The sequence below is a fragment of the Bacillus sp. FSL W7-1034 genome (genome assembly GCF_038593365.1).
In the GTDB taxonomy this organism is placed as follows: domain Bacteria; phylum Bacillota; class Bacilli; order Bacillales; family Bacillaceae; genus Bacillus; species Bacillus altitudinis.
In genome coordinates, this window is the sequence record NZ_CP151989.1 from 3,343,380 (window position 1) to 3,362,900 (window position 19,521).

Annotated in this window: 20 protein-coding genes; 3 read left to right on the plus strand and 17 right to left on the minus strand. The window is 41.2% G+C overall.

Annotation, left to right across the window (positions count from 1 at the left end):
- Window positions 1-19: 19 nt before the first annotated feature.
- Together NST73_RS17240 and NST73_RS17245 are read left to right on the plus strand one after the other, a co-directional pair.
- Entirely contained in the window at window positions 20-1,285 is a 1,266-nt protein-coding gene (locus tag NST73_RS17240) for an OFA family MFS transporter (protein ID WP_025208127.1), read from the plus strand.
- 82 nt (window positions 1,286-1,367) lie between these two features.
- The gene (locus NST73_RS17245; RefSeq protein ID WP_326241843.1) at window positions 1,368-3,716 is read left to right on the plus strand and encodes an FdhF/YdeP family oxidoreductase; all 2,349 of its coding nucleotides are present in this window, start codon (window positions 1,368-1,370) and stop codon (window positions 3,714-3,716) included.
- Between the two features lie 51 nt (window positions 3,717-3,767).
- Here NST73_RS17245 and NST73_RS17250 read toward each other — a convergent pair whose 3' ends face one another.
- From NST73_RS17250 to NST73_RS17275, 6 genes are all read right to left on the minus strand, one after another.
- A complete protein-coding gene (locus NST73_RS17250; protein WP_342499241.1) occupies window positions 3,768-4,442 on the minus strand; it encodes a VWA domain-containing protein in 675 nt (224 codons plus the stop codon).
- Between the two features lie 81 nt (window positions 4,443-4,523).
- Entirely contained in the window at window positions 4,524-5,222 is a 699-nt protein-coding gene (locus tag NST73_RS17255; protein ID WP_008343379.1) for a VWA domain-containing protein, read from the minus strand.
- 324 nt (window positions 5,223-5,546) lie between these two features.
- On the minus strand, window positions 5,547-6,569 hold the full coding sequence (spoIID, locus tag NST73_RS17260; protein ID WP_144679097.1) for a stage II sporulation protein D: 1,023 nt from the start codon (window positions 6,567-6,569) through the stop codon (window positions 5,547-5,549).
- Window positions 6,570-6,825: 256 nt separating this feature from the next.
- Entirely contained in the window at window positions 6,826-8,133 is a 1,308-nt protein-coding gene (murA, locus tag NST73_RS17265) for a UDP-N-acetylglucosamine 1-carboxyvinyltransferase (RefSeq protein WP_007497616.1), read from the minus strand.
- Between the two features lie 32 nt (window positions 8,134-8,165).
- Window positions 8,166-8,900, minus strand: a complete 735-nt coding sequence (locus NST73_RS17270; protein WP_008343385.1) for a YwmB family TATA-box binding protein — start codon at window positions 8,898-8,900, stop codon at window positions 8,166-8,168.
- Between the two features lie 128 nt (window positions 8,901-9,028).
- The gene (locus NST73_RS17275) at window positions 9,029-9,259 is read right to left on the minus strand and encodes a DUF1146 family protein (protein ID WP_008343389.1); all 231 of its coding nucleotides are present in this window, start codon (window positions 9,257-9,259) and stop codon (window positions 9,029-9,031) included.
- 170 nt (window positions 9,260-9,429) lie between these two features.
- Here NST73_RS17275 and NST73_RS17280 point away from each other — a divergent pair, with 170 nt between their 5' ends.
- Window positions 9,430-9,906 carry a hypothetical protein gene (locus NST73_RS17280; RefSeq protein ID WP_073412973.1) on the plus strand — a complete coding sequence of 159 codons (477 nt, stop codon included), beginning with the start codon at window positions 9,430-9,432 and terminating at the stop codon, window positions 9,904-9,906.
- A gap of 42 nt (window positions 9,907-9,948) precedes the next feature.
- Here NST73_RS17280 and NST73_RS17285 read toward each other — a convergent pair whose 3' ends face one another.
- The 11 genes from NST73_RS17285 to glyA all read right to left on the minus strand — a co-directional run bounded on the left by NST73_RS17285 (window position 9,949) and on the right by glyA (window position 19,379).
- The gene (locus tag NST73_RS17285; RefSeq protein ID WP_008343393.1) at window positions 9,949-10,344 is read right to left on the minus strand and encodes a F0F1 ATP synthase subunit epsilon; all 396 of its coding nucleotides are present in this window, start codon (window positions 10,342-10,344) and stop codon (window positions 9,949-9,951) included.
- A 24-nt stretch (window positions 10,345-10,368) separates the two neighbouring features.
- Window positions 10,369-11,790 carry a F0F1 ATP synthase subunit beta gene (gene atpD / locus NST73_RS17290; RefSeq protein ID WP_008343395.1) on the minus strand — a complete coding sequence of 474 codons (1,422 nt, stop codon included), beginning with the start codon at window positions 11,788-11,790 and terminating at the stop codon, window positions 10,369-10,371.
- 24 nt (window positions 11,791-11,814) lie between these two features.
- Window positions 11,815-12,681 carry a F0F1 ATP synthase subunit gamma gene (locus NST73_RS17295; protein ID WP_007497628.1) on the minus strand — a complete coding sequence of 289 codons (867 nt, stop codon included), beginning with the start codon at window positions 12,679-12,681 and terminating at the stop codon, window positions 11,815-11,817.
- A gap of 88 nt (window positions 12,682-12,769) precedes the next feature.
- The gene (gene atpA, locus NST73_RS17300) at window positions 12,770-14,278 is read right to left on the minus strand and encodes a F0F1 ATP synthase subunit alpha (protein WP_008343398.1); all 1,509 of its coding nucleotides are present in this window, start codon (window positions 14,276-14,278) and stop codon (window positions 12,770-12,772) included.
- Window positions 14,279-14,294: 16 nt separating this feature from the next.
- Entirely contained in the window at window positions 14,295-14,840 is a 546-nt protein-coding gene (locus NST73_RS17305) for a F0F1 ATP synthase subunit delta (RefSeq protein ID WP_007497632.1), read from the minus strand.
- The gene (gene atpF, locus NST73_RS17310; protein WP_007497634.1) at window positions 14,837-15,349 is read right to left on the minus strand and encodes a F0F1 ATP synthase subunit B; all 513 of its coding nucleotides are present in this window, start codon (window positions 15,347-15,349) and stop codon (window positions 14,837-14,839) included. Before atpF ends, NST73_RS17305 begins: the two co-directional genes overlap by 4 nt.
- A gap of 120 nt (window positions 15,350-15,469) precedes the next feature.
- The gene (gene atpE / locus NST73_RS17315) at window positions 15,470-15,682 is read right to left on the minus strand and encodes a F0F1 ATP synthase subunit C (protein WP_003214968.1); all 213 of its coding nucleotides are present in this window, start codon (window positions 15,680-15,682) and stop codon (window positions 15,470-15,472) included.
- A 48-nt stretch (window positions 15,683-15,730) separates the two neighbouring features.
- On the minus strand, window positions 15,731-16,465 hold the full coding sequence (gene atpB / locus NST73_RS17320; protein WP_007497637.1) for a F0F1 ATP synthase subunit A: 735 nt from the start codon (window positions 16,463-16,465) through the stop codon (window positions 15,731-15,733).
- Between the two features lie 7 nt (window positions 16,466-16,472).
- Window positions 16,473-16,856 carry an ATP synthase subunit I gene (locus tag NST73_RS17325; RefSeq protein ID WP_007497639.1) on the minus strand — a complete coding sequence of 128 codons (384 nt, stop codon included), beginning with the start codon at window positions 16,854-16,856 and terminating at the stop codon, window positions 16,473-16,475.
- A 498-nt stretch (window positions 16,857-17,354) separates the two neighbouring features.
- Entirely contained in the window at window positions 17,355-17,984 is a 630-nt protein-coding gene (gene upp / locus NST73_RS17330; RefSeq protein ID WP_003214553.1) for a uracil phosphoribosyltransferase, read from the minus strand.
- A gap of 147 nt (window positions 17,985-18,131) precedes the next feature.
- Complete coding sequence (glyA, locus tag NST73_RS17335; protein WP_024718755.1) at window positions 18,132-19,379, minus strand: serine hydroxymethyltransferase; 1,248 nt, start codon at window positions 19,377-19,379, stop codon at window positions 18,132-18,134.
- Window positions 19,380-19,521 lie beyond the last annotated feature (142 nt).

The following is a 19,521-nucleotide window of genomic DNA, read 5'->3' on the forward strand; positions in this document are numbered from 1 at the left end:
TTTATATGGAGGGAACACAATGAATAAAACAAAAAATCGTTGGCTGATCGCTACAAGTGCTGTGGGGATTCATTTATCTATCGGATCTGTTTATGCATGGAGTGTTTTTACGAATCCTTTACATCAAACCTTTCAATGGTCATTAACAGAAATAAGCCTGACATTTAGCATCGCTATTTTATTTTTAGGTTTATCAGCTGCCTTTATGGGGCATTTCGTTGAAAAGTATGGGCCGAGGGCATCAGGGCTCTTCTCAGCTATTTTCTTCGGCATTGGGATGACTGGATCAGGGTTTGCTGTCCACATGTCTTCATTACCTCTCCTCTATTTATTTTATGGTGTACTCGCTGGAATCGGATTAGGTGTAGGCTATATTGCTCCAGTATCAACATTAGTCAAATGGTTTCCAGATCGAAGAGGACTCGCAACGGGTTTAGCCATTATGGGTTTTGGGTTTGCTTCTCTGATTTGCAGTCCCATTATTCAATTTCTCATTGAAAAAGTTGATATTGCAAACACCTTCTATATTCTCGGAATCTCTTATTTTATTATCATGGTCGTTTCATCTCTTTATTTATCACCACCAACACCTGATGATGTCAAACAATTTAACGTGCTAAAAACAAGCCAAAGGAAAATTCCTCAAGATTTATCACAGCTCACCGCAAATGAAGCCATTAAAACACGGCGTTTTTATTATTTGTGGGTCATGCTCTTTATTAATATCACATGCGGAATTGCTATTATTTCTGTAGCATCACCGCTTGCTCAAGAAAGTGTTGGTTTCACGGCGGGTGCAGCAGCTACTCTTGTTGGAATTTTAGGTGCTTTTAATGGGCTAGGACGGATCGGATGGGCATCCTTCTCTGATTATATCGGAAGGCCAAATACGTATACGATTTTCTTTACTATACAGCTCATTGCTTTTCCCTTACTTCCCTACTTAAAAGAACCGCTCATCTTTTCAATCGTGATGGCGATCATTTATACGTGCTACGGAGGAGGGTTTGCTTCAATTCCAGCCTATATCGGAGATTTATTTGGTACGAAGCAGCTAGGTGCCATACACGGTTATATTCTCACCGCTTGGGCCGCTGCTGGTTTAGCAGGACCTTTATTTTCCTCCTTTATTCGTGACATTACAGGCAATTACACACAAAGTCTCATGGTCTTCTCTGGCCTATTTTTCATTGCGTTTATCATATCTCTTCTCATTCGGAAGGATATTAAACAACTTCGTGAATCAAATCTTACTGCTCCTTCTTCTGTCACGGTCCGCTCTTAATATGAATTTGACAGAATGACAATCTACAGGTAATTTTTAGATATGAAAACGCTTTACAAAATGATAGGAGGGTGACGATATCATGGGAAAAACAAAACACAAGGGGCCTATTAAACTCAACAAAAAACCCTCACCAAAGCTATGGGCCTCTTTTGCTCCTATGGGGCTTGGAAAAGTAAAACCGAAACACATTCGAGACACAATGAAAGTGGCATGGGAGAACAAAGATAATCTCCCCTATGCGTACCGTATATTGACTCAGGGCGTTTGTGACGGCTGTGCTCTTGGTGTATCAGGTTTATACGATCAAACACTAGCAGGACCCCATATATGCACTACAAGACTGAATGTGCTACGGCTTAACACAATGCCAGCTATTGATCCAAAATGGTTCGAAGATATTGAGCGGCTCAAACAAATGGATAGCACGTCTCTTCGAAAACTTGGGCGTATTCCTTATCCCCTGATTCGAAAAAAAGGTGAGAATGCCTTTACACGCATTTCTTGGGATAGTGCATTAGATCAAATCGCCGCTAAAATCAAATCGATTGATAAACGTCAGCTTGCTTTCTATTTAACGGCTAGAGGGATTACAAATGAAGTGTACTATACTGCGGCGAAAGCTGCGCGATTTATGGGAACAAATCATATCGATAATGCTTCTCGTATTTGCCATTCACCAAGCAAAACCGCTCTTAAACGCTCCCTTGGTATAGGTGCATCCAGCTGTAATTACAGTGATTGGATTGGAACAGATGTATTGATATTTTGGGGCTCTGTTGCAGCAAACAACCAGCCGGTTTCGACTAAATATATGTACGCCGCTAAAAAGAAAGGAACCAAGATCATTGTCATCAATCCATATAAAGAGCCTGCAATGGAAAAATATTGGGTCCCTTCTATCCCAGAAAGTGCTTTATTCGGCACAAAAATAGCGGATGATTTTTATCAAGTCAATATAGGCGGCGATATTGCGTTTATGAATGGTGTCATCAAACATTGGTTTGATATGGAGGAGCAAGCGCCCCATTCCGCTCTTGACCATGAATTTATCCAAGCACATACAACCGGCATAAAAGATGTAAAGCAGCATGTCACTCAGTTAAAATGGTCGGATCTCGAAGCATCGTCAGGCTTATCTAAAGAAAGAATGAAGGAATTCGCTGTACTGCTTGCCAATGCCAATTCAGGGGTGTTTATTTGGAGTATGGGTCTCACTCAGCATCGCTTTGCAACTGATAATATATCACAAGTCGCAAACCTTGCCATGTTACGCGGATTTATTGGCAGAAAACATTGTGGCGTTATGCCTATTCGTGGCCATAGCGGTGTCCAAGGTTCAGGCGAAATGGGTGCCGATCCATTCGTATTGCCCGGCAGTGATTTTGATGAAGAGAATATTAAAAGAATCGAGAAGATATGGGGATTTGATATTCCAAAATGGCATGGTGACACGATTGGGCAATCATTTGAAAAAATGGCTCTTCCAAAAGAACACCCGCAAAAGCTGAAGATGCTGTTTACTAGCGGTGGAAACTTTTTAGAAACGATGCCAAATCCTGAAGCGATTGAAAAAGCACTATCCGAGCTTGAACTCCGTGTCCATCAAGATATTATTTTGAACACCTCTACACTGGTAGAAGCAGAAGAGACTGTGATTGTTCTGCCTGCAATGACAAGATATGAACAGCCAGGCGGCGGTACATCAACCAGTACGGAACGCATGGTGTATTTCAGTCCGGAAATTGAAGGACCTCGCATTGAAGAAGCCAAGGCTGAATGGGACATTTATATTGACCTAGCAAAAAGAGTTCGCCCAGAAGACGCGAAGCTGATTCATTTTGACCATGCTGAAGACATTCGTCGTGAGATTGCCATCGCAAATCGGAACTATGATGGGATCCAGCATTTGCGTCATAAAGGGGATGTCTTTCAATGGGGTGGCGCATGGCTTTGCGAAGATGGGGTGTGTCCAACACCGGATGGAAAAGGACACCTGCTCCCAGCACAGCTGCCTCAATACCGAAAAACTGAGGGGCATTTCAATATCACGACAAGACGAGGCAAGCAATTCAACTCTATGATTTACAGTGAAAAGGATGCCTTTAATGGTGGAAAGCGGCATTCTATCTTGATGAATGAAGAAGATGCGAAAGAGCTTTACGTCCAAGAAGGCGATCCCGTTGTCCTTTTTAATCAATATGGATCCTACCAAGGAGTTGCTCAATTCGGAGAGCTGAAACGTGGAAATATCGCAGTTTATTGGCCTGAAGGAAACGTGTTAATACCAAAAGGGGTTTACGAAAGCTATTCTCAGATTCCAGAATACAATACCACCGCAATATTAGAAAAAGCCGAAACCTTTCATGCAAGAAAAGATCAGCACTACGTGGAGAAACGGATTGATGAATTGGAAACGACTTTAAATTGATCCTTAATGAAAAAACAGCTGGGGGTTTCTCCCCAGCTGTCTTTTCACATCCTATTGACCAAAAGAGTTCGCTTCTTTTTGAAGAATATGATTCAATTCTTCTGCATTTGCTGCTGGTTGATATTGTCCACCACCAGCTTTGGCAACAGATTTTAGACTTTTTGCTTCTTTTTCATTTACATCGAAGCCAATGATATTGACGATTGTGTCAATACCTTCTTCATGTAATTGCTTTGCTGCTTGTGATGGGCTTCCGCCACATGTTTCCTCACCATCGCTGACAACATATACAATATTTTTTCCTTTAGCTTGGTGATCTTCAAAATCTTGTTTCGTATCAGTTAATGCTTTGGCAAGTGGTGTCCATCCTGTTGGACCATACACATTTAGCGCTTGTTGAAAGGTTGCTTGCTCATATGTTCCAAATCCATAAACTGCTTCGGAACTTGCACAAGAAACGGCTTTTCCTGCATTTTTATTCGTTCCTTCATGACCAAAAACACGAAGCAAGACTTGTGTATCTTCTGATAAAATACTTGCGAAACTTTGGATCGAGCTTTTTGCGATATCGATTTTCTTTTCGCCTTCAACCGATTGTGCCATGCTTCCGCTTAAATCAAGTAAAATCACCACATGAGCAGGCTCCTTTTTCGTTACAGCATGAGCTGGTGAAGAAAGAAGCAGAACAAGACTCGCTAAAATGGTTAATATAATATTTCTTTTCATTAAAAAATCTCCCTTTTTTTCATTTGTACAGAAAAAGAGAAACGAAAGCATCAATCAATCGTTTCCCTTTTCTTCAGCAAGTTATTCGTGTAGTTTTAATGATTCTGCTGTAAGGATAGAACCCATTTCTTTCCCAGTGCTTGCTTGGTAGTAATGACCTTTACCAGCTTTAGCTACTTGCTTCAATTGACCTTCATAGCCATCGTTAAAGTCTAATCCAATCACATTGACTACAGTAGATCCCTTTGAGTTATGAAGCTCTTTCGCTACTTTCACTGGATCTCCACCACAAGTTTCTTCACCATCAGTAATTAAGTACACAATGTGTTTTGTTCCCTTATGAAGCTGCTTATCTGCTTGCTTTGCACTTTCAAGAGCACGTGCAATCGGTGTCCAGCCATTTGGTCCAAGACCGTTTAGAGAGTTTTCGAAACTATCCTTTTCATAAGGCTGAACGCCATAAACGCCTCTAATGACTTCACATGATTGGGCTTTACCTGAGTTTTTGTTGTTTCCTTCAGACCCAAACAAGCTCATACGGATTTTAGCATCTTTCGGAAGAGACTGAGCAAATTTAAATACCTCTTGTTTTGCTAAATCGAATTTGCGCTCTCCATCCACTTTTCTTGCCATACTTCCACTTGCATCAAGTAAGATCGTCACTCTTACATCTTTCTTATGTTTTTTGGCTGATGCTGCTTCTGCAAATACTGGTGAAGAGATTGACATTGATAATGTCAATACAGCTAAGGTTACGAGTGTAAATACTTTTTTCAACATGCTTTTCCTTCCTCCTTATGTATTTGATTGAAACATCTTAATCGTAAAATATTCTGTCTTGGAATGGTATAGGACTCGATCCCTTTTTCTCTTTCATCAAAATCACTAAAATTCTGTCAGATGTCTAGATATATTCACCTAACGACTCTTTTGTCACCCTCGTTTTCTCATTCTTTCGAGGGGCTTTGTATCGGCCATCGGTTCTTGTCGGGATGTAAATGTTTAAGATTTCCTGAGGTGCGTCTTAAGTCGCAATTTGTCACATTCTGTTCAAACCTCTTCACACATAAAAAAAGATGCCCCCATTTTGAGGCACCTTTGCTTTTATTTCTTAGCCATATATGTGTTCAGAAAGCGATCAGCTGATTCAATTTTTATCCCTTGATAATAATGTTTCACGATCGCCTCTACTTTTTTGCCTGACTGTGCCATATAATGTGCACCATACTGACTCATGCCCACACCATGGCCATACCCTTTTGTCGTAATCACGATTTGCTGACCCTTTCGTTCCCATGTAAAGTCTGCAGAGTGCAATCCTAGTGATTCGCGAATGTCTCTGCCCGACAATGTTTTTCCGTTAATGACGGCTTTGGCTACTTGATTGCCTGGTGTTCGTTCTACAATTTCTCCCACCTGCTGCTGGCCAAGGGTCACACCCAGTTTTTGCTGAAATTCGCTCACTTTGATGGTTTTCTTGTTTTGGAATTTGGGTGATTTTTCGTCCCATTTGCTTGAGACGCTTTTCAAATAAGGGATTTCATTTTTCCAATAAGCTTCTGCATTTTCGGTTTTCCCATTACTTGTTGAAAAGAAGGAAGCATCAATTGGTTTTTCGTCATACGTCAGTACTTTCCCTTGTGTACTGGCGACCGCTTCTGTGACCTTTTTTAATTTCCAATTGTACGCTTTTCCCCAAATTTTCTTCAGTTCCTGTTTATTTTTGTACACTTGGAACATTTGGGTGTCATCTACAAGAGAACCCTGTGGAGATTTGACGGTTTTATCAATGATCATTTGTCTGACGATATACGTTCTAGCGGCGAGTGCCTGTGCCTTGAGCGCCTCTATTTCAAAATCGGCTGGCATTTCAGAAGCGACGACACCGATCACATACTCTTCTAAGGGGATGTTTTCTACCTGCTGATGCGCTGAACGGTAGACGGGAATGGAGACGGGTGATTGTTTCAATTTGACTGAACCTTTCACTTCTTTTTTAACTGATGGTTCTGCTGCTACGTGTTGGCTGGCTGCTGGTTTTCCTTGGAACGTCGGCAACACGAGTAAGGTTGGAATCATTAAAATGATGATGCAAATTCCTGCGATTGTCCATATCATTGGTTTCATATTGGCTGCCCCCATTTGTCATTGAATCTCTTTTATCCTATGGGCAAGGACAAGCTAATATGACAGCTTCTTTCATTCATTGGACAAGTCTTTTGCTGATATGTTTGTGCTCTTCATCATTTGATTTACTGTTCGTCTTTATGAATAAAATTTAAAATGATTGGATACACTAATGATAAGCTTTTGAAAATGCAACCAGTCTATGATTCTAAAAAAAATCAGCATGCCCAAATGGACACACTGATTTCTTTTATGATTATGCGTTTAGATCTGATACAACTTGTTCTTGTGTCACATCTGCTGATTCATCATTTACTCTTTCAATGTCTGCACCGATTGCTGCTAGTTTTTGGTGGAAGTTCACATATCCACGGTCAATATGCTTCAATTCAGTGACACGTGTATGACCTTCTGCCACTAATCCAGCAAGTACAAGTGCTGCTCCTGCTCTTAAATCAGTCGCTGCCACTTCAGCACCTTGAAGTTGAACAGGTCCATTGATTATCACAGAGCGACCCTCAATTTTAATATCGCCATTCATGCGGCGGAATTCTTCAGCATGCATAAAACGATTTTCAAACACAGTTTCTGTGATCATGCTTGTTCCGTTCGCACGAAGCAATAGCGCCATCATCTGAGATTGCATATCCGTCGGGAAACCAGGATGCGGCATTGTTTTTAGATCGATTGGCTTGAGCTCAGATGGTCCAATGACTCTTAAACCTTCTTCTTCTTCAATGATCTGAATACCCATTTCTTCCATTTTCGCCACAAGTGAAGTCATGTGCTCAGGCACAGCGCCTTTTACAAGAACATTTCCTTCAGTAATGGCTGCTGCCACCATAAACGTACCAGCTTCAATTCGGTCAGGGATGATGTTGTGTTTTGCACCGTGAAGAGTTTCTACACCTTCGATTTTGATTGTACCAGTTCCAGCACCGCGAACCTTACCGCCCATGGCATTGATGTAGTTTGCCAAATCAACAATTTCAGGTTCTTTTGCTACGTTTTCTAAAATCGTCGTTCCTTCAGCCAATGCTGCTGCCATGATGATGTTTTCAGTTGCCCCTACACTTGGGAAATCCAAATAGATTTTTGCACCTTTTAAACGACCATTTACTTCAGCCTCGATGAAACCATTACCTACTTGAATTTTAGCTCCCATTGCTTCAAAGCCTTTTAAATGCTGATCAATTGGTCTTGAACCAATCGCACAACCACCAGGTAATGCAACTCTTGCATGACCTGTTCTAGCTAAAAGTGGTCCCATGACGAGCACAGATGCTCTCATTTTACGGACGTACTCAAACGGAGCCTCAGTTTCTAGTGCATGAGATGCATCTACTGATACTTCGTTATTTTCAAAATGTACTTCTGCTCCTAAATGACGTAACACTTCATTGATTGTATATACATCGGAGAGCGTAGGTACATCACAAATTACGCTTTTTTCTGTACTTGCTAACAAAGATGCAGCGATAACTGGTAAAACGGCATTTTTTGCGCCTTCTACTTTAACTGTGCCGTTTAACTTTTGACCGCCGCGGACGATGATTTTTTCCAAGGTCTTCCCCTCCGCGTCCCAAATTCTCTATATTAATATTCAGTCGTTACGATTGGTGTGCCAACCGTAATCGTATGATTTTCGTTCATTTCCGAACTTCTGATGGCAATTTGAACATTCATTTTATCATTTGAAGTCATAATGAACTGTTCCCACTTCTCTGTGTAAGCGGAAAGCGACACAAAATTAGACTCAACGAGATACTCAACAGGTTTTGCTTGAAATTCATTTGCTATCATTTCAGCTTTTTTTTGCAAAACAACATCCATCATACCATTTACATGACCATCGAGACAAGTAAAAATCACAAATTTTTCTTGTAATATGCTTTTTGCATGACGTACGAACTGATCATATGTATGCTCCCAGGTATTCAGTGGGCGAGCACCTTTTTGCTCATATAATAAATACGACTTTTGGTTTGATTTTGTGTCGGTCTTCACGAGTAAAATTTTCGATAATGTATCATTTTTTTCATCTTTGTAAATTCCTGTGACTTTGGTGACATGTTTCTCTTTTTTTTCGGTCCACTCATACTGTCGTAGTTCGTCTTTCAAACGTTTCACTTTTTTTGAAAATTGTTCGGATGAAATGTCTATATTTGTTTTGGCATGAAGCGTCCATCCACTTACTTCGATTTGCTGGTTTTTCATACCTTCTGCTATTTGGGCGAGCGTGGATGTTTCTTCCGCCCGAACACCTTGAATCATCAGAACAAAAAAAAGAATAAATGCAAATAATGGCCAACCTTTTAAATACTTTCTCACTTGTCATTCCCCCTTGCTACAAGTGTTGCCGCAAGGAGATCAATGCATACGTGGAAAAGTCATCAAAGGCCATATTTTTGACACTTCTTTTTACGTTCCCGCAGAAGGCAGTGACCAAACCTTTTATGTTAAAACATATAAGGGATTTGTCTGGAGAAATTTAAATAATCAAGGAAGAAATTGCTGACTGCCGATGCAATAGCAATCGTGAGCAGCATCATGAGCAATCTAGCTTGAATAATTTTTCCTTTTTTAATCAGTGGATCGATATTCACCGCAAGCAATGCCCACCACGTAATGGCGATAAAAAATAGGTGGATCACAATACTGACAATTGCTTGTTGTCCTACGTCTTCCATACACTTGAATCCTCCTTTTATTGATTTCTGTAAAGGAAAACTCCCTTTCATTATATCCTCCAAAATCGGAAAGATGAATCATTTGGAAAAAAGAGCTACATTTAGAGTGAATCCCCTCTTATTCTGATGCGAAGGAGATGATATACTGCGGTGGAAGGAGCTGATCATATTTGAAAGATTCTTTTCCTGACTTTGTTGATTTGTACGGAGAACTGGTTCCCTCATTTGAACATGAATGGGAAGCCATTGCTTTCTACTTTGATTATAGACAGACACAGCTAGAAGAATTAGCACAATTGTGTCATTTTCATAACATTTCTTTGGATTACTCAGAGGAAAGCCTTTATCAGTTAGAGTCATTATACTTCGATGCCTTCCGTCAGCAGCTTTTTGCTGATTGGAAAATGCCAATAGATGCATTAGAAGCGATGATGAGTGTGTATTTAGGAGAAGTTGTCATCCGTCATCATTCAGATGCTGACTGGGTCGTGCGGCCTTATATGGACTCTTCGCACCAATATACGCTTGGCTTACGCAGAAATAATAAAACATGGCATTGCAGTACGCAATTTTGCGAGCAGTTATATCTAGAAAAGCAAGCATCTCATCCGTATGTGTCGATGTATCAATCTCTCATGTCATCCTAAAAAAAATCCTTCTTATCACAGTGATAAGAAGGATTTTCTGTTTTATTTCCCTGCTACATTTAAACGGTTTAATGCCCGTTTTAATGCGAGTTCCGCCCTGCGTACATCACTTTCATTCGGGTGGTTCAAATGCTCTTCAGCACGCTGTTTCGCTGATTTTGCACGATCGACATCAACTTTGTCTGATGTTTCAGCAGCCTGAGCAAGAATGGTTACTTTTTCGGGGCGAACTTCAACAAATCCACCGCTTACTGCAACCAATTCAGTTGATCCACTATGTTTTAAGCGAACTGCACCGATTTTTAGCGGAGCAACCATTGGAACGTGGCCAGCTAAAATCCCAAGCTCACCGCTTTCTGCTCTTACACTGACCATTTCCACATCCGCTTCATACACTGGGCCGTCGGGAGTAACGATATTGACTTGAACGGTCTTCATGCTTTTACCCTCCTAAGGACCAGATTAGGCCTCTACACCCATCTCTTTGGCTTTTTCAACCACTTCTTCAATGCGGCCGACTAAGCGGAATGCATCTTCTGGAAGGTGATCGTATTTACCAGATAAGATTTCCTTGAAGCCTTTAACAGTTTCTTGCAATGGCACATAAGAACCTTTTTGGCCAGTGAACTGTTCTGCTACGTGGAAGTTTTGAGATAGGAAGAATTGAACACGACGAGCTCTGTGTACCACAAGCTTATCGTCCTCAGATAATTCATCCATACCTAAAATGGCAATGATATCTTGCAATTCTTTATAACGCTGCAATGTTTGCTGAACTTCACGCGCGATCGCATAATGCTCTTCGCCAACAATCTCAGGTGCAAGGGCACGAGATGTTGAAGCAAGTGGATCTACCGCTGGGTAAATCCCCATCTCTGTCAACTTACGCTCAAGGTTTGTCGTTGCATCAAGGTGAGCGAACGTTGTAGCTGGAGCTGGATCTGTATAGTCATCCGCAGGTACATAGATCGCTTGAATCGATGTAACCGATCCTACGTTTGTAGACGTGATACGCTCTTGAAGTTGACCCATTTCTGTTGCAAGAGTTGGCTGATAACCTACCGCTGAAGGCATACGTCCAAGAAGGGCTGATACTTCAGAACCTGCTTGTGTAAAACGATAAATGTTATCGATGAAGAACAATACGTCTTGACCTTGTTCATCACGGAAATGCTCTGCCATTGTCAAACCAGTTAGAGCTACACGCATACGTGCACCTGGTGGCTCGTTCATTTGACCGAAGACCATCGCTGTTTTTTCGATAACGCCAGAATCTTTCATTTCGTAGTAAAGGTCATTTCCTTCACGTGTACGCTCTCCAACACCAGCGAATACAGAAATACCGCCGTGTTCTTGTGCGATGTTGTTGATCAATTCTTGAATCAGAACGGTTTTACCAACACCGGCTCCACCGAATAGACCGATCTTTCCACCTTTGATGTAAGGAGCAAGAAGGTCAACAACTTTGATACCTGTTTCAAGAATTTCAACTTCTGTAGAAAGTTGATCGAAAGAAGGCGCTTGTCTGTGGATTGGGTCTCTTTGCGCTTCCACACCAAGTGGCTCATCTAAGTCAATGTTATCTCCCAGTACGTTGAATACACGTCCAAGTGTTACGTTACCAACTGGTACTGAAATTGGTTTTCCAAGGTCTACAGCTTCCATACCGCGCTTCACACCGTCTGTTGATGCCATTGCGATGGTTCTCACTGTATCATCACCTAAATGTAGTGCTACTTCTAAAGTTAAGTCGATATCAACTTCACTTTCGCTTTCCGCTTTATGCGAAACTTTGATCGCATTATAAATCTCAGGCAAGTGACCGTCTTCAAAACGAACGTCTACGACTGGTCCCATGATCTGACTGATGCGTCCTGTTTTCATTGCATTCCCTCCTGACAATTATTTCTATTCTAAGGCAGCTGCTCCGCCGACAATTTCTGTAATCTCTTGTGTAATCGCTGCTTGACGAGCACGGTTGTAAGAGAGTGTCAGGCTGTCGATCAATTCTTTTGCGTTGTCTGTTGCACTCTTCATTGCTGTCATCCTTGCAGCATGTTCACTTGCTTTGCTGTCAAGAAGCGCACCGAAAATCAAACTCTCTGCATATTGAGGAAGGAGAACTTCAAGAATTTCTTCTTCAGAAGGCTCAAACTCATAAGATGCGGAACGTTTATTTGGTGTCGCTGCGGCCGAAAGGTCCGTTAGCGGCAATAATTTTTTCTCTGTTACTTCTTGTGAAATGGCACTGACGAAATGGTTATAGAACATGTAAAGTTCATCAAACGCTTCATCAGAGAACATTTGTACTGTACTGCTTGCTAATTCTTTAATATCAGCAAACGCTACTTCGTCTCCAAGCCCTGTGACTTCAGAAATAACTGGAATACCACGCTTTTTAAAGAAGTCGCGTCCGATTTTACCAATCACAATCACCGCATATTCATCAGCAGATTGATGACGAGATTGAATGGCTTGGTAAGCGGCACGTAAAATCGAGCTGTTAAAAGGTCCTGCAAGTCCTCGATCAGATGTAATGACGAGATACCCTGTTTTCTTAACAGGTCTTGAAAGAAGCATTGGGTGCTTAGCACTTGTTCCAGTTGCGATTGCCGCAACGACTTCTTGGATTTTCTCCATGTAAGGAACAAAGGACTTCGCATTATTTTCAGCACGATTCAGTTTCGCAGCTGATACCATTTGCATCGCTTTTGTGATCTGACTCGATTTTTTTGTTGACGTGATCCTTGACTTAATATCGCGTAATGAGGCCAAAGATTTCACCACCTTTTTTCAGGAATCCGTGTTCATTTACGTGAAAAGAGAGAAAAAGAGAATCTTTTTCTCTCGGAAAGATTACTAATTAGTTGCTTGGTGCAAACGTACGTTTAAAGCCTTCGATCGCTGCTTTCCACTCTTCATCAGCAGGCATGTTTCCTGTTTGAGAGATTGTGTCAAACAAGTCTTTATGGTTTTCTTCAATGTACATGAATAACTCAGCTTCAAAGCGTTTGACATCAGCAATCGCTACATCATCTAAGTATCCTCTTGTCAGTGCATAAAGAATCGCTACTTGTTTTTCAACTTTCAGCGGCTTGTTCAAGTCTTGTTTTAAGACTTCAACTGTTCTAGCACCACGGTTTAATTTAGCTTGAGTCGCTTGGTCTAGATCAGATCCAAACTGAGCGAATGCTTCAAGCTCACGATAAGAAGCAAGATCCAGACGAAGTGTACCTGCTACCTTTTTCATCGCTTTGATTTGTGCAGAACCACCTACACGAGATACAGACAATCCTGCGTTTACCGCTGGACGTACGCCTGAGAAGAAGAGATCCGATTGTAAGAAGATCTGTCCATCTGTGATTGAGATAACGTTTGTTGGGATATATGCAGAGATATCACCAGCTTGCGTTTCTACGAAAGGCAATGCTGTGATAGAACCGCCACCCTTTTCATCACTAAGCTTCGCTGCACGCTCTAATAAACGAGAGTGAAGATAGAAAACATCACCAGGGAATGCTTCACGGCCTGGAGGACGACGAAGCAATAATGAAAGCTCACGGTAAGCTGCCGCTTGTTTAGAAAGGTCATCATACACAACAAGCACATGCTTGCCGTTATACATGAATTCCTCACCCATCGTTACACCTGCATAAGGAGCAAGGTAAAGAAGTGGAGCTGGCTGTGATGCAGAAGCTGTGACAACGATTGTGTAGTCAAGCGCACCATGCTTACGAAGTGTTTCAACAACACCACGAACAGTTGATTCTTTTTGTCCGATCGCTACATAGATACAGATCATGTCTTGATCTTTTTGGTTCAGGATCGTATCGATTGCAACAGATGTTTTACCTGTTTGACGGTCCCCAATGATCAATTCACGCTGTCCGCGTCCGATTGGAATCAAGGCATCAATTGCTTTAATTCCCGTTTGAAGCGGCTCATGTACCGATTTACGATCCATAACGCCTGGTGCTTCACTTTCGATTGGACGTGTTTTGCTTGTTAAAATTGGACCTAGTCCATCAACAGGCTGACCAAGTGGGTTCACAATACGTCCGATTAACTCTTCTCCTACTGGAACCTCCATGATACGACCTGTACGTTTTACGTCGTCACCTTCACGGATATCTTTGTAAGGTCCTAAGATTACGATACCTACGTTAGACTCCTCAAGGTTTTGAGCCATACCCATTACACCGTTAGAGAACTCAACAAGCTCTCCTGCCATAATGTTGTCAAGGCCATGTACACGCGCGATACCGTCCCCTACTTGAATGACTGTACCGACATCTTTTACTTCAATTTCAGATTGATAGTTTTGGATTTGCTGCTTTATCAGCGCGCTAATCTCTTCAGCTTTGATACTCACTAAGGTTTCACCCCTTCTAACGATTTTCGCCTGCAAGCTGACGTTCAATGCGGGAAAGCTTTCCGCTGACACTGCCGTCATAAATGCGGTTTCCGATACGGATTTTCACTCCGCCTATTAGATCCTTGTCAATCACGTTTTCTACACGCAGTGATGTGACTCCGGCTTTTTTGGCAAATACTTCAGATAAAGATTGAATTTCAGCTCCGCTGAGCGGTTTCACTGAATACACGATCGCATCGTCTATTTGTTTCGTACGGTTTGCAAGTTTCACAAACTCAGACGCCATTTCAGGAAAAATATTCGTGCGTCCACGGTCAATCAGTAAATACATTGTGTGCAAAACATATGTCGAAACACCTTTGAAAGCTTCTGCAATCAGATGTTTCTTTTTGTCTGCCGTAATCTTCGGATGAACAAGAAAGTCATTTAATTCTTGGTCAGCCTTGAGAACTTTTTTGATCTCATTCAGCTCTTTTTCAGTTTCGTCTACTGCCGAAGAAGCAAGAACGATGTCAAAAAGAGCAGAAGCGTAACGCTTAGAGACAATAGTCACGCTCATCGGCTTTCGCCTGCCTCTTTAAGATACTCTTGGATCAATTTCTCTTGTGCTTGCTCATCAAGTTCTTTTTCAATCACTTTAGAAGCAATTAATACAGAAAGTGATGCAACTTGCTCGCGCAGTGCAGCCACAGCTTGTTCTTTTTCTTTCACGATTTCAGTTCTAGCAGACTCTTTCAAGCGCTCTGATTCTTGACGCGCTGCTTGAATGATGTCTTCTTTTTGTTTCTCACCAATCTTTTTCGCATTTTCGATGAGTGTATGTGATTCTTCGCGTGCTTCTTTCAATAAGACACGTTGTTCTTCAAGAAGCTTTTCAGCTTGAACGTGCTTTTCTTCAGCACTTGAAATTTCATTTCCTATATAATCTTCACGCTGTTTCATAATCCCTAATAAAGGCTTAAGCGCAAATTTCTTTAAAAGTGCAAGCAGGATGAGCATAGCGATCAGCTGGAATATGATATCTCCGGTGTTTAGACCTGCTCCTAAAACTACTGGTAACTGAGACATTTAGTACGGCAACTCCCTTCTTTAAATAATATGTTAAGAAACAAAACATAAAGGAATGGCGAAGTTTCGAACTAATCTGATCTTCGCCATTAAAATTCATATTAGAACGCTTCTCACATATTAACCAAAGAATGCCAAGAATGCGATAACGACAGCGATAATTGGAAGTGCCTCAACTAAAGCTACCCCGATGAACATAAGAGTTCTTAGTTCTCTACCAGCTTCTGGCTGACGAGCGATTCCTTCAACTGTTTTAGATACGATTAGACCGTTACCAATACCTGCTCCTAGTGCTCCTAAACCGATTGCAATTGCTGCTGCTATTAAATTCATTAAAAAGCTCCTCCTTTAAAATAACGTCCTTTTTGGACTCTCAATTTTTTAGTGTTCGTCGCTGACTTTATGGGAGATATACACCATTGTCAGCATGGTGAAGATAAATGCCTGGATGGTTCCGACAAACAAACTGAATGCCTGCCATACAATCATCGGCACGATGGCACCTAATGTACCAATGATACCTAGTGCAAGGTTTTGCGAATAGAAATTAGTCGCAAGTCCTGCAAGTAAACCAAGAAGAATCTCTCCAGCGAAAATATTTCCATAAAGACGCAAACCAAGTGTTAATGTGTTTGCAAATTCTTCAATAATTTTCAGCGGTACTAAAAGTGGGATTGGTCTAAAGTAGTCTTTTGTATATTCCTTGACTCCTTTTGCTTTAACACCATAGTAGTGTGTCAATCCCATGACCATAACCGCTAGTGTCATTGTGATTGCAGGATCAGCAGTTGGTGATTTCCACCATAAGTTGTGATCGACCGTAATCGAGAATGGCAGTCCAAGCATGTTTGAAACAAATATGTACATGAGTAATGTAACGCCAAGCGCTAGAAATGGGGCTCCTGTTTTCATGTCCATCGAACTACCTATGATATTTCGAACAAAATCAACAATCCATTCCATGAAGTTCTGCGCCTTTGTCGGACGAATAGCCAGAACACGAGTAGTCAGCACCGCTATGAGAAGAACGATGATACTAGCAATCGTAATCATGAGAACATTGGATAAGTTGAACGTTAACCCTAAAAATTCTGTAGTTTTTGAACTGTGACCCAAAGAGTATTCACCTCTCTTCCATAGTAGAACGTTTAAGTTGAATGAAGGAATCTATCATAATGACAGGATATATTGTCATTAATCCTATAACAACACCTGCCAGATGAACTTCGTTAGGGTAACGCCAAGCAATCGCTACTGCGAGAATTGCGTTGGCCCACCTGGCTGTACTTCCCATTGAACGAATAGATTTTCCTTTTTTAACTGCTCGATCAAAAGCATGCATTCTCCGAATAAGCAGGAATAAATTAAAGAAAGCAAAAATTGTGCCGATAATGAAACCAAGAAACAGTGGTTTAAAACCAGGCATGGCATAGCCAAACACAAAAATTGCCAATAAATAGAACATATATTTACTCTGTCTGCGGAAAATGACGTTTGGATCGTTCATTCATCTGACTCCCGATGAAAAATATTGTAAAAAAGGTGATAAATGGTGATGAAAACTGCGTAGAAGACGCTTATGATAAGCCGTCCTATTTGAAAAAAATCAATCACCCATCGGTCTAATTGTGCAATCAGACTTGAAATCTTTAGATCTATGGGATTCTGCTTCATTCGCTGATACAAACCCTGATTATTAAAGGGTTCACAATGAGGATTAGTAGAGTGCTATAGGCTATGAAAACCTTACCATAATACCCTCGTTTAGCATACAATAGCGTCTATGATGTGTCAATCCGTTGAAAGTTAAAAAACTTTTCTATAATGAGAGAGCACACAAAATGTTCACAATTTCATCAAACTTTAGGAGAGTTGTGACATTCATGCAAAAAAACTGCTAATGTTCAGTATACATTGATTTTTCTAAGAACGATATCAACCGTTTGTCATATTTTTCAAAAAAGCCCACATGCACGTTTGCATGTGGGCTTTTCATGAATCATTCTTATTTTGTTCCATACATACGGTCACCAGCATCACCAAGACCTGGGATGATGTAACCTTTTTCGTTTAACTTCTCATCTAATGCCGCAATGTAGATATCAACATCTGGATGATGTTTTTGCATTTCTTCTACACCTTCTGGCGCAGCAATCAGACACATGAAGCGGATGTTTTTCGCACCGCGTTTTTTCAAGCTGTTTAATGCTTCTACAGCTGATCCGCCCGTTGCAAGCATTGGGTCTACTACGATAAATTCACGCTCTTCCACATCAGATGGAAGCTTCACATAATATTCAACAGGCTTTAATGTCTTCGGATCACGGTATAAACCGACATGTCCCACTTTGGCAGCTGGAATGAGTTTCAAAATCCCGTCTACCATTCCAAGACCTGCTCTTAAAATCGGCACAACTCCGAGTTTTTTACCTGAGATCACGTTTGATTTAGCGACTTGTACAGGTGTTTCTACATCTACCTCTTCAAGCGGTAAGTCTCTTGTGATTTCAAATGCCATTAATGTTGCGACTTCATCCACTAGCTCTCTAAATTCTTTTGTTCCTGTATGAACGTCACGAATATATGTAAGTTTGTGCTGAATAAGCGGGTGATCAAATACATAAACCTTTGCCATTGCTTGCTACAACTCCTTTTCTGTCATCTTCCGGTGAACTTTGCACACTTCCTACAATTCTACATAAAAAGACATCATCTTTCAATATGATTCGCAAATCCTACAAAAAAAACCCACATGCCAAAAATAGGCAAATGGGTCTGCATCTTAATAATCTAATTCTTGATATAGAGGGAAACGAGCTGTCAGATCAGATACACGCTTTTTCGCCTCTTCTAATTTCGCTTCATCTTCATGATGTTTCAGAGCAAGCGCAATAATGGAACCGACTTCTTTCATCGCTTCTTGATCGAAGCCACGGCTTGTCACTGCTGCTGTACCTACACGTACACCACTTGTAACAAATGGTTTCTCTGGATCATATGGAATTGCATTTTTGTTCACCGTGATACCAATTTCATCAAGAACGTTTTCTGCAATTTTTCCTGTAATGCCAAGAGAGCGCAAGTCGATGAGAACAAGATGGTTATCTGTTCCACCAGATACAAGCTGAATATCCTCAGATAAAAGTGTTTCAGCTAGTTGTTTTGCGTTATCAATCACGTTTTGTGCATATGTTTTGAAATCTCCGTTCAATACTTCACCGAAAGAAACAGCTTTTGCAGAGATCACATGCATGAGTGGTCCACCTTGAATACCAGGGAAGATCGATTTGTCGATCTTTTTACCAAACTCTTCACGGCATAGAATCATTCCGCCGCGAGGTCCGCGCAATGTTTTGTGAGTTGTCGTTGTCACAAAATCAGCGTAAGGAACTGGATTTGGATGAAGACCTGCTGCAACAAGACCCGCGATGTGAGCCATGTCCACCATAAAGTAAGCACCGACTTCATCGGCAATTTCACGGAACTTTTTGAAATCAATTTGACGTGGGTAAGCACTTGCCCCCGCTACGATTAGTTTCGGCTTATGCTCACGTGCTTTTTCAAGTACATCTTGGTAGTCGATATGTTGTGTTTCTTTATCTACACCGTATTCTACAAAGTTGTACTGTACGCCGCTAAAGTTTACAGGGCTTCCATGTGTTAAATGCCCGCCATGTGATAAGTTCATGCCTAGCACTGTATCGCCATGCTCAAGGATTGTAAAGTATACGGCCATATTCGCTTGAGCTCCTGAGTGAGGCTGTACGTTCACATACTCAGCGCCAAAAATTTCTTTTGCGCGGTCACGTGCGATATCTTCTACAACGTCTACATGTTCACAGCCGCCATAGTAGCGTTTACCAGGGTAACCTTCTGCATATTTGTTTGTTAAGACAGAGCCCTGTGCTTCCATGACTGCTTCGCTTACGAAGTTTTCTGATGCAATTAATTCGATTTTGTCCTGCTGGCGTTTCCGCTCTAGTTGAATTGCTTTGAATACTTGTGCGTCTTGCTCAGGTAAATGTTTCATCAGCGAAATCCTCTCCAATCTATTTCCATTCGATGTTTTCACCATCTCATTGTACACGGTTTTTGAGTAAAATGTAAAAGTTTTTTTTGGAAAATCGACTTCTTTTTTATGAAAACCCGAATATTCAAGGGGTGGAGCGTCT

What these genes read in the sequence shown, in the direction of transcription:
- NST73_RS17240 (WP_025208127.1), top strand. Translation starts at nt 20, where the DNA reads ATGAATAAAACAAAAAATCGTTGGCTGATCGCTACAAGTGCTGTGGGG.
- NST73_RS17245 (WP_326241843.1), top strand. Translation starts at nt 1,368, where the DNA reads ATGGGAAAAACAAAACACAAGGGGCCTATTAAACTCAACAAAAAACCC.
- NST73_RS17250 (WP_342499241.1), bottom strand. Translation starts at nt 4,442, where the DNA reads ATGAAAAGAAATATTATATTAACCATTTTAGCGAGTCTTGTTCTGCTT.
- NST73_RS17255 (WP_008343379.1), bottom strand. Translation starts at nt 5,222, where the DNA reads ATGTTGAAAAAAGTATTTACACTCGTAACCTTAGCTGTATTGACATTA.
- spoIID (WP_144679097.1), bottom strand. Translation starts at nt 6,569, where the DNA reads ATGAAACCAATGATATGGACAATCGCAGGAATTTGCATCATCATTTTA.
- NST73_RS17275 (WP_008343389.1), bottom strand. Translation starts at nt 9,259, where the DNA reads ATGGAAGACGTAGGACAACAAGCAATTGTCAGTATTGTGATCCACCTA.
- NST73_RS17285 (WP_008343393.1), bottom strand. Translation starts at nt 10,344, where the DNA reads ATGAAGACCGTTCAAGTCAATATCGTTACTCCCGACGGCCCAGTGTAT.
- atpD (WP_008343395.1), bottom strand. Translation starts at nt 11,790, where the DNA reads ATGAAAACAGGACGCATCAGTCAGATCATGGGACCAGTCGTAGACGTT.
- NST73_RS17305 (WP_007497632.1), bottom strand. Translation starts at nt 14,840, where the DNA reads ATGAGCGTGACTATTGTCTCTAAGCGTTACGCTTCTGCTCTTTTTGAC.
- atpF (WP_007497634.1), bottom strand. Translation starts at nt 15,349, where the DNA reads ATGTCTCAGTTACCAGTAGTTTTAGGAGCAGGTCTAAACACCGGAGAT.
- atpE (WP_003214968.1), bottom strand. Translation starts at nt 15,682, where the DNA reads ATGAATTTAATAGCAGCAGCAATTGCAATCGGTTTAGGAGCACTAGGA.
- NST73_RS17325 (WP_007497639.1), bottom strand. Translation starts at nt 16,856, where the DNA reads ATGAACGATCCAAACGTCATTTTCCGCAGACAGAGTAAATATATGTTC.
- upp (WP_003214553.1), bottom strand. Translation starts at nt 17,984, where the DNA reads ATGGCAAAGGTTTATGTATTTGATCACCCGCTTATTCAGCACAAACTT.
- glyA (WP_024718755.1), bottom strand. Translation starts at nt 19,379, where the DNA reads ATGAAACATTTACCTGAGCAAGACGCACAAGTATTCAAAGCAATTCAA.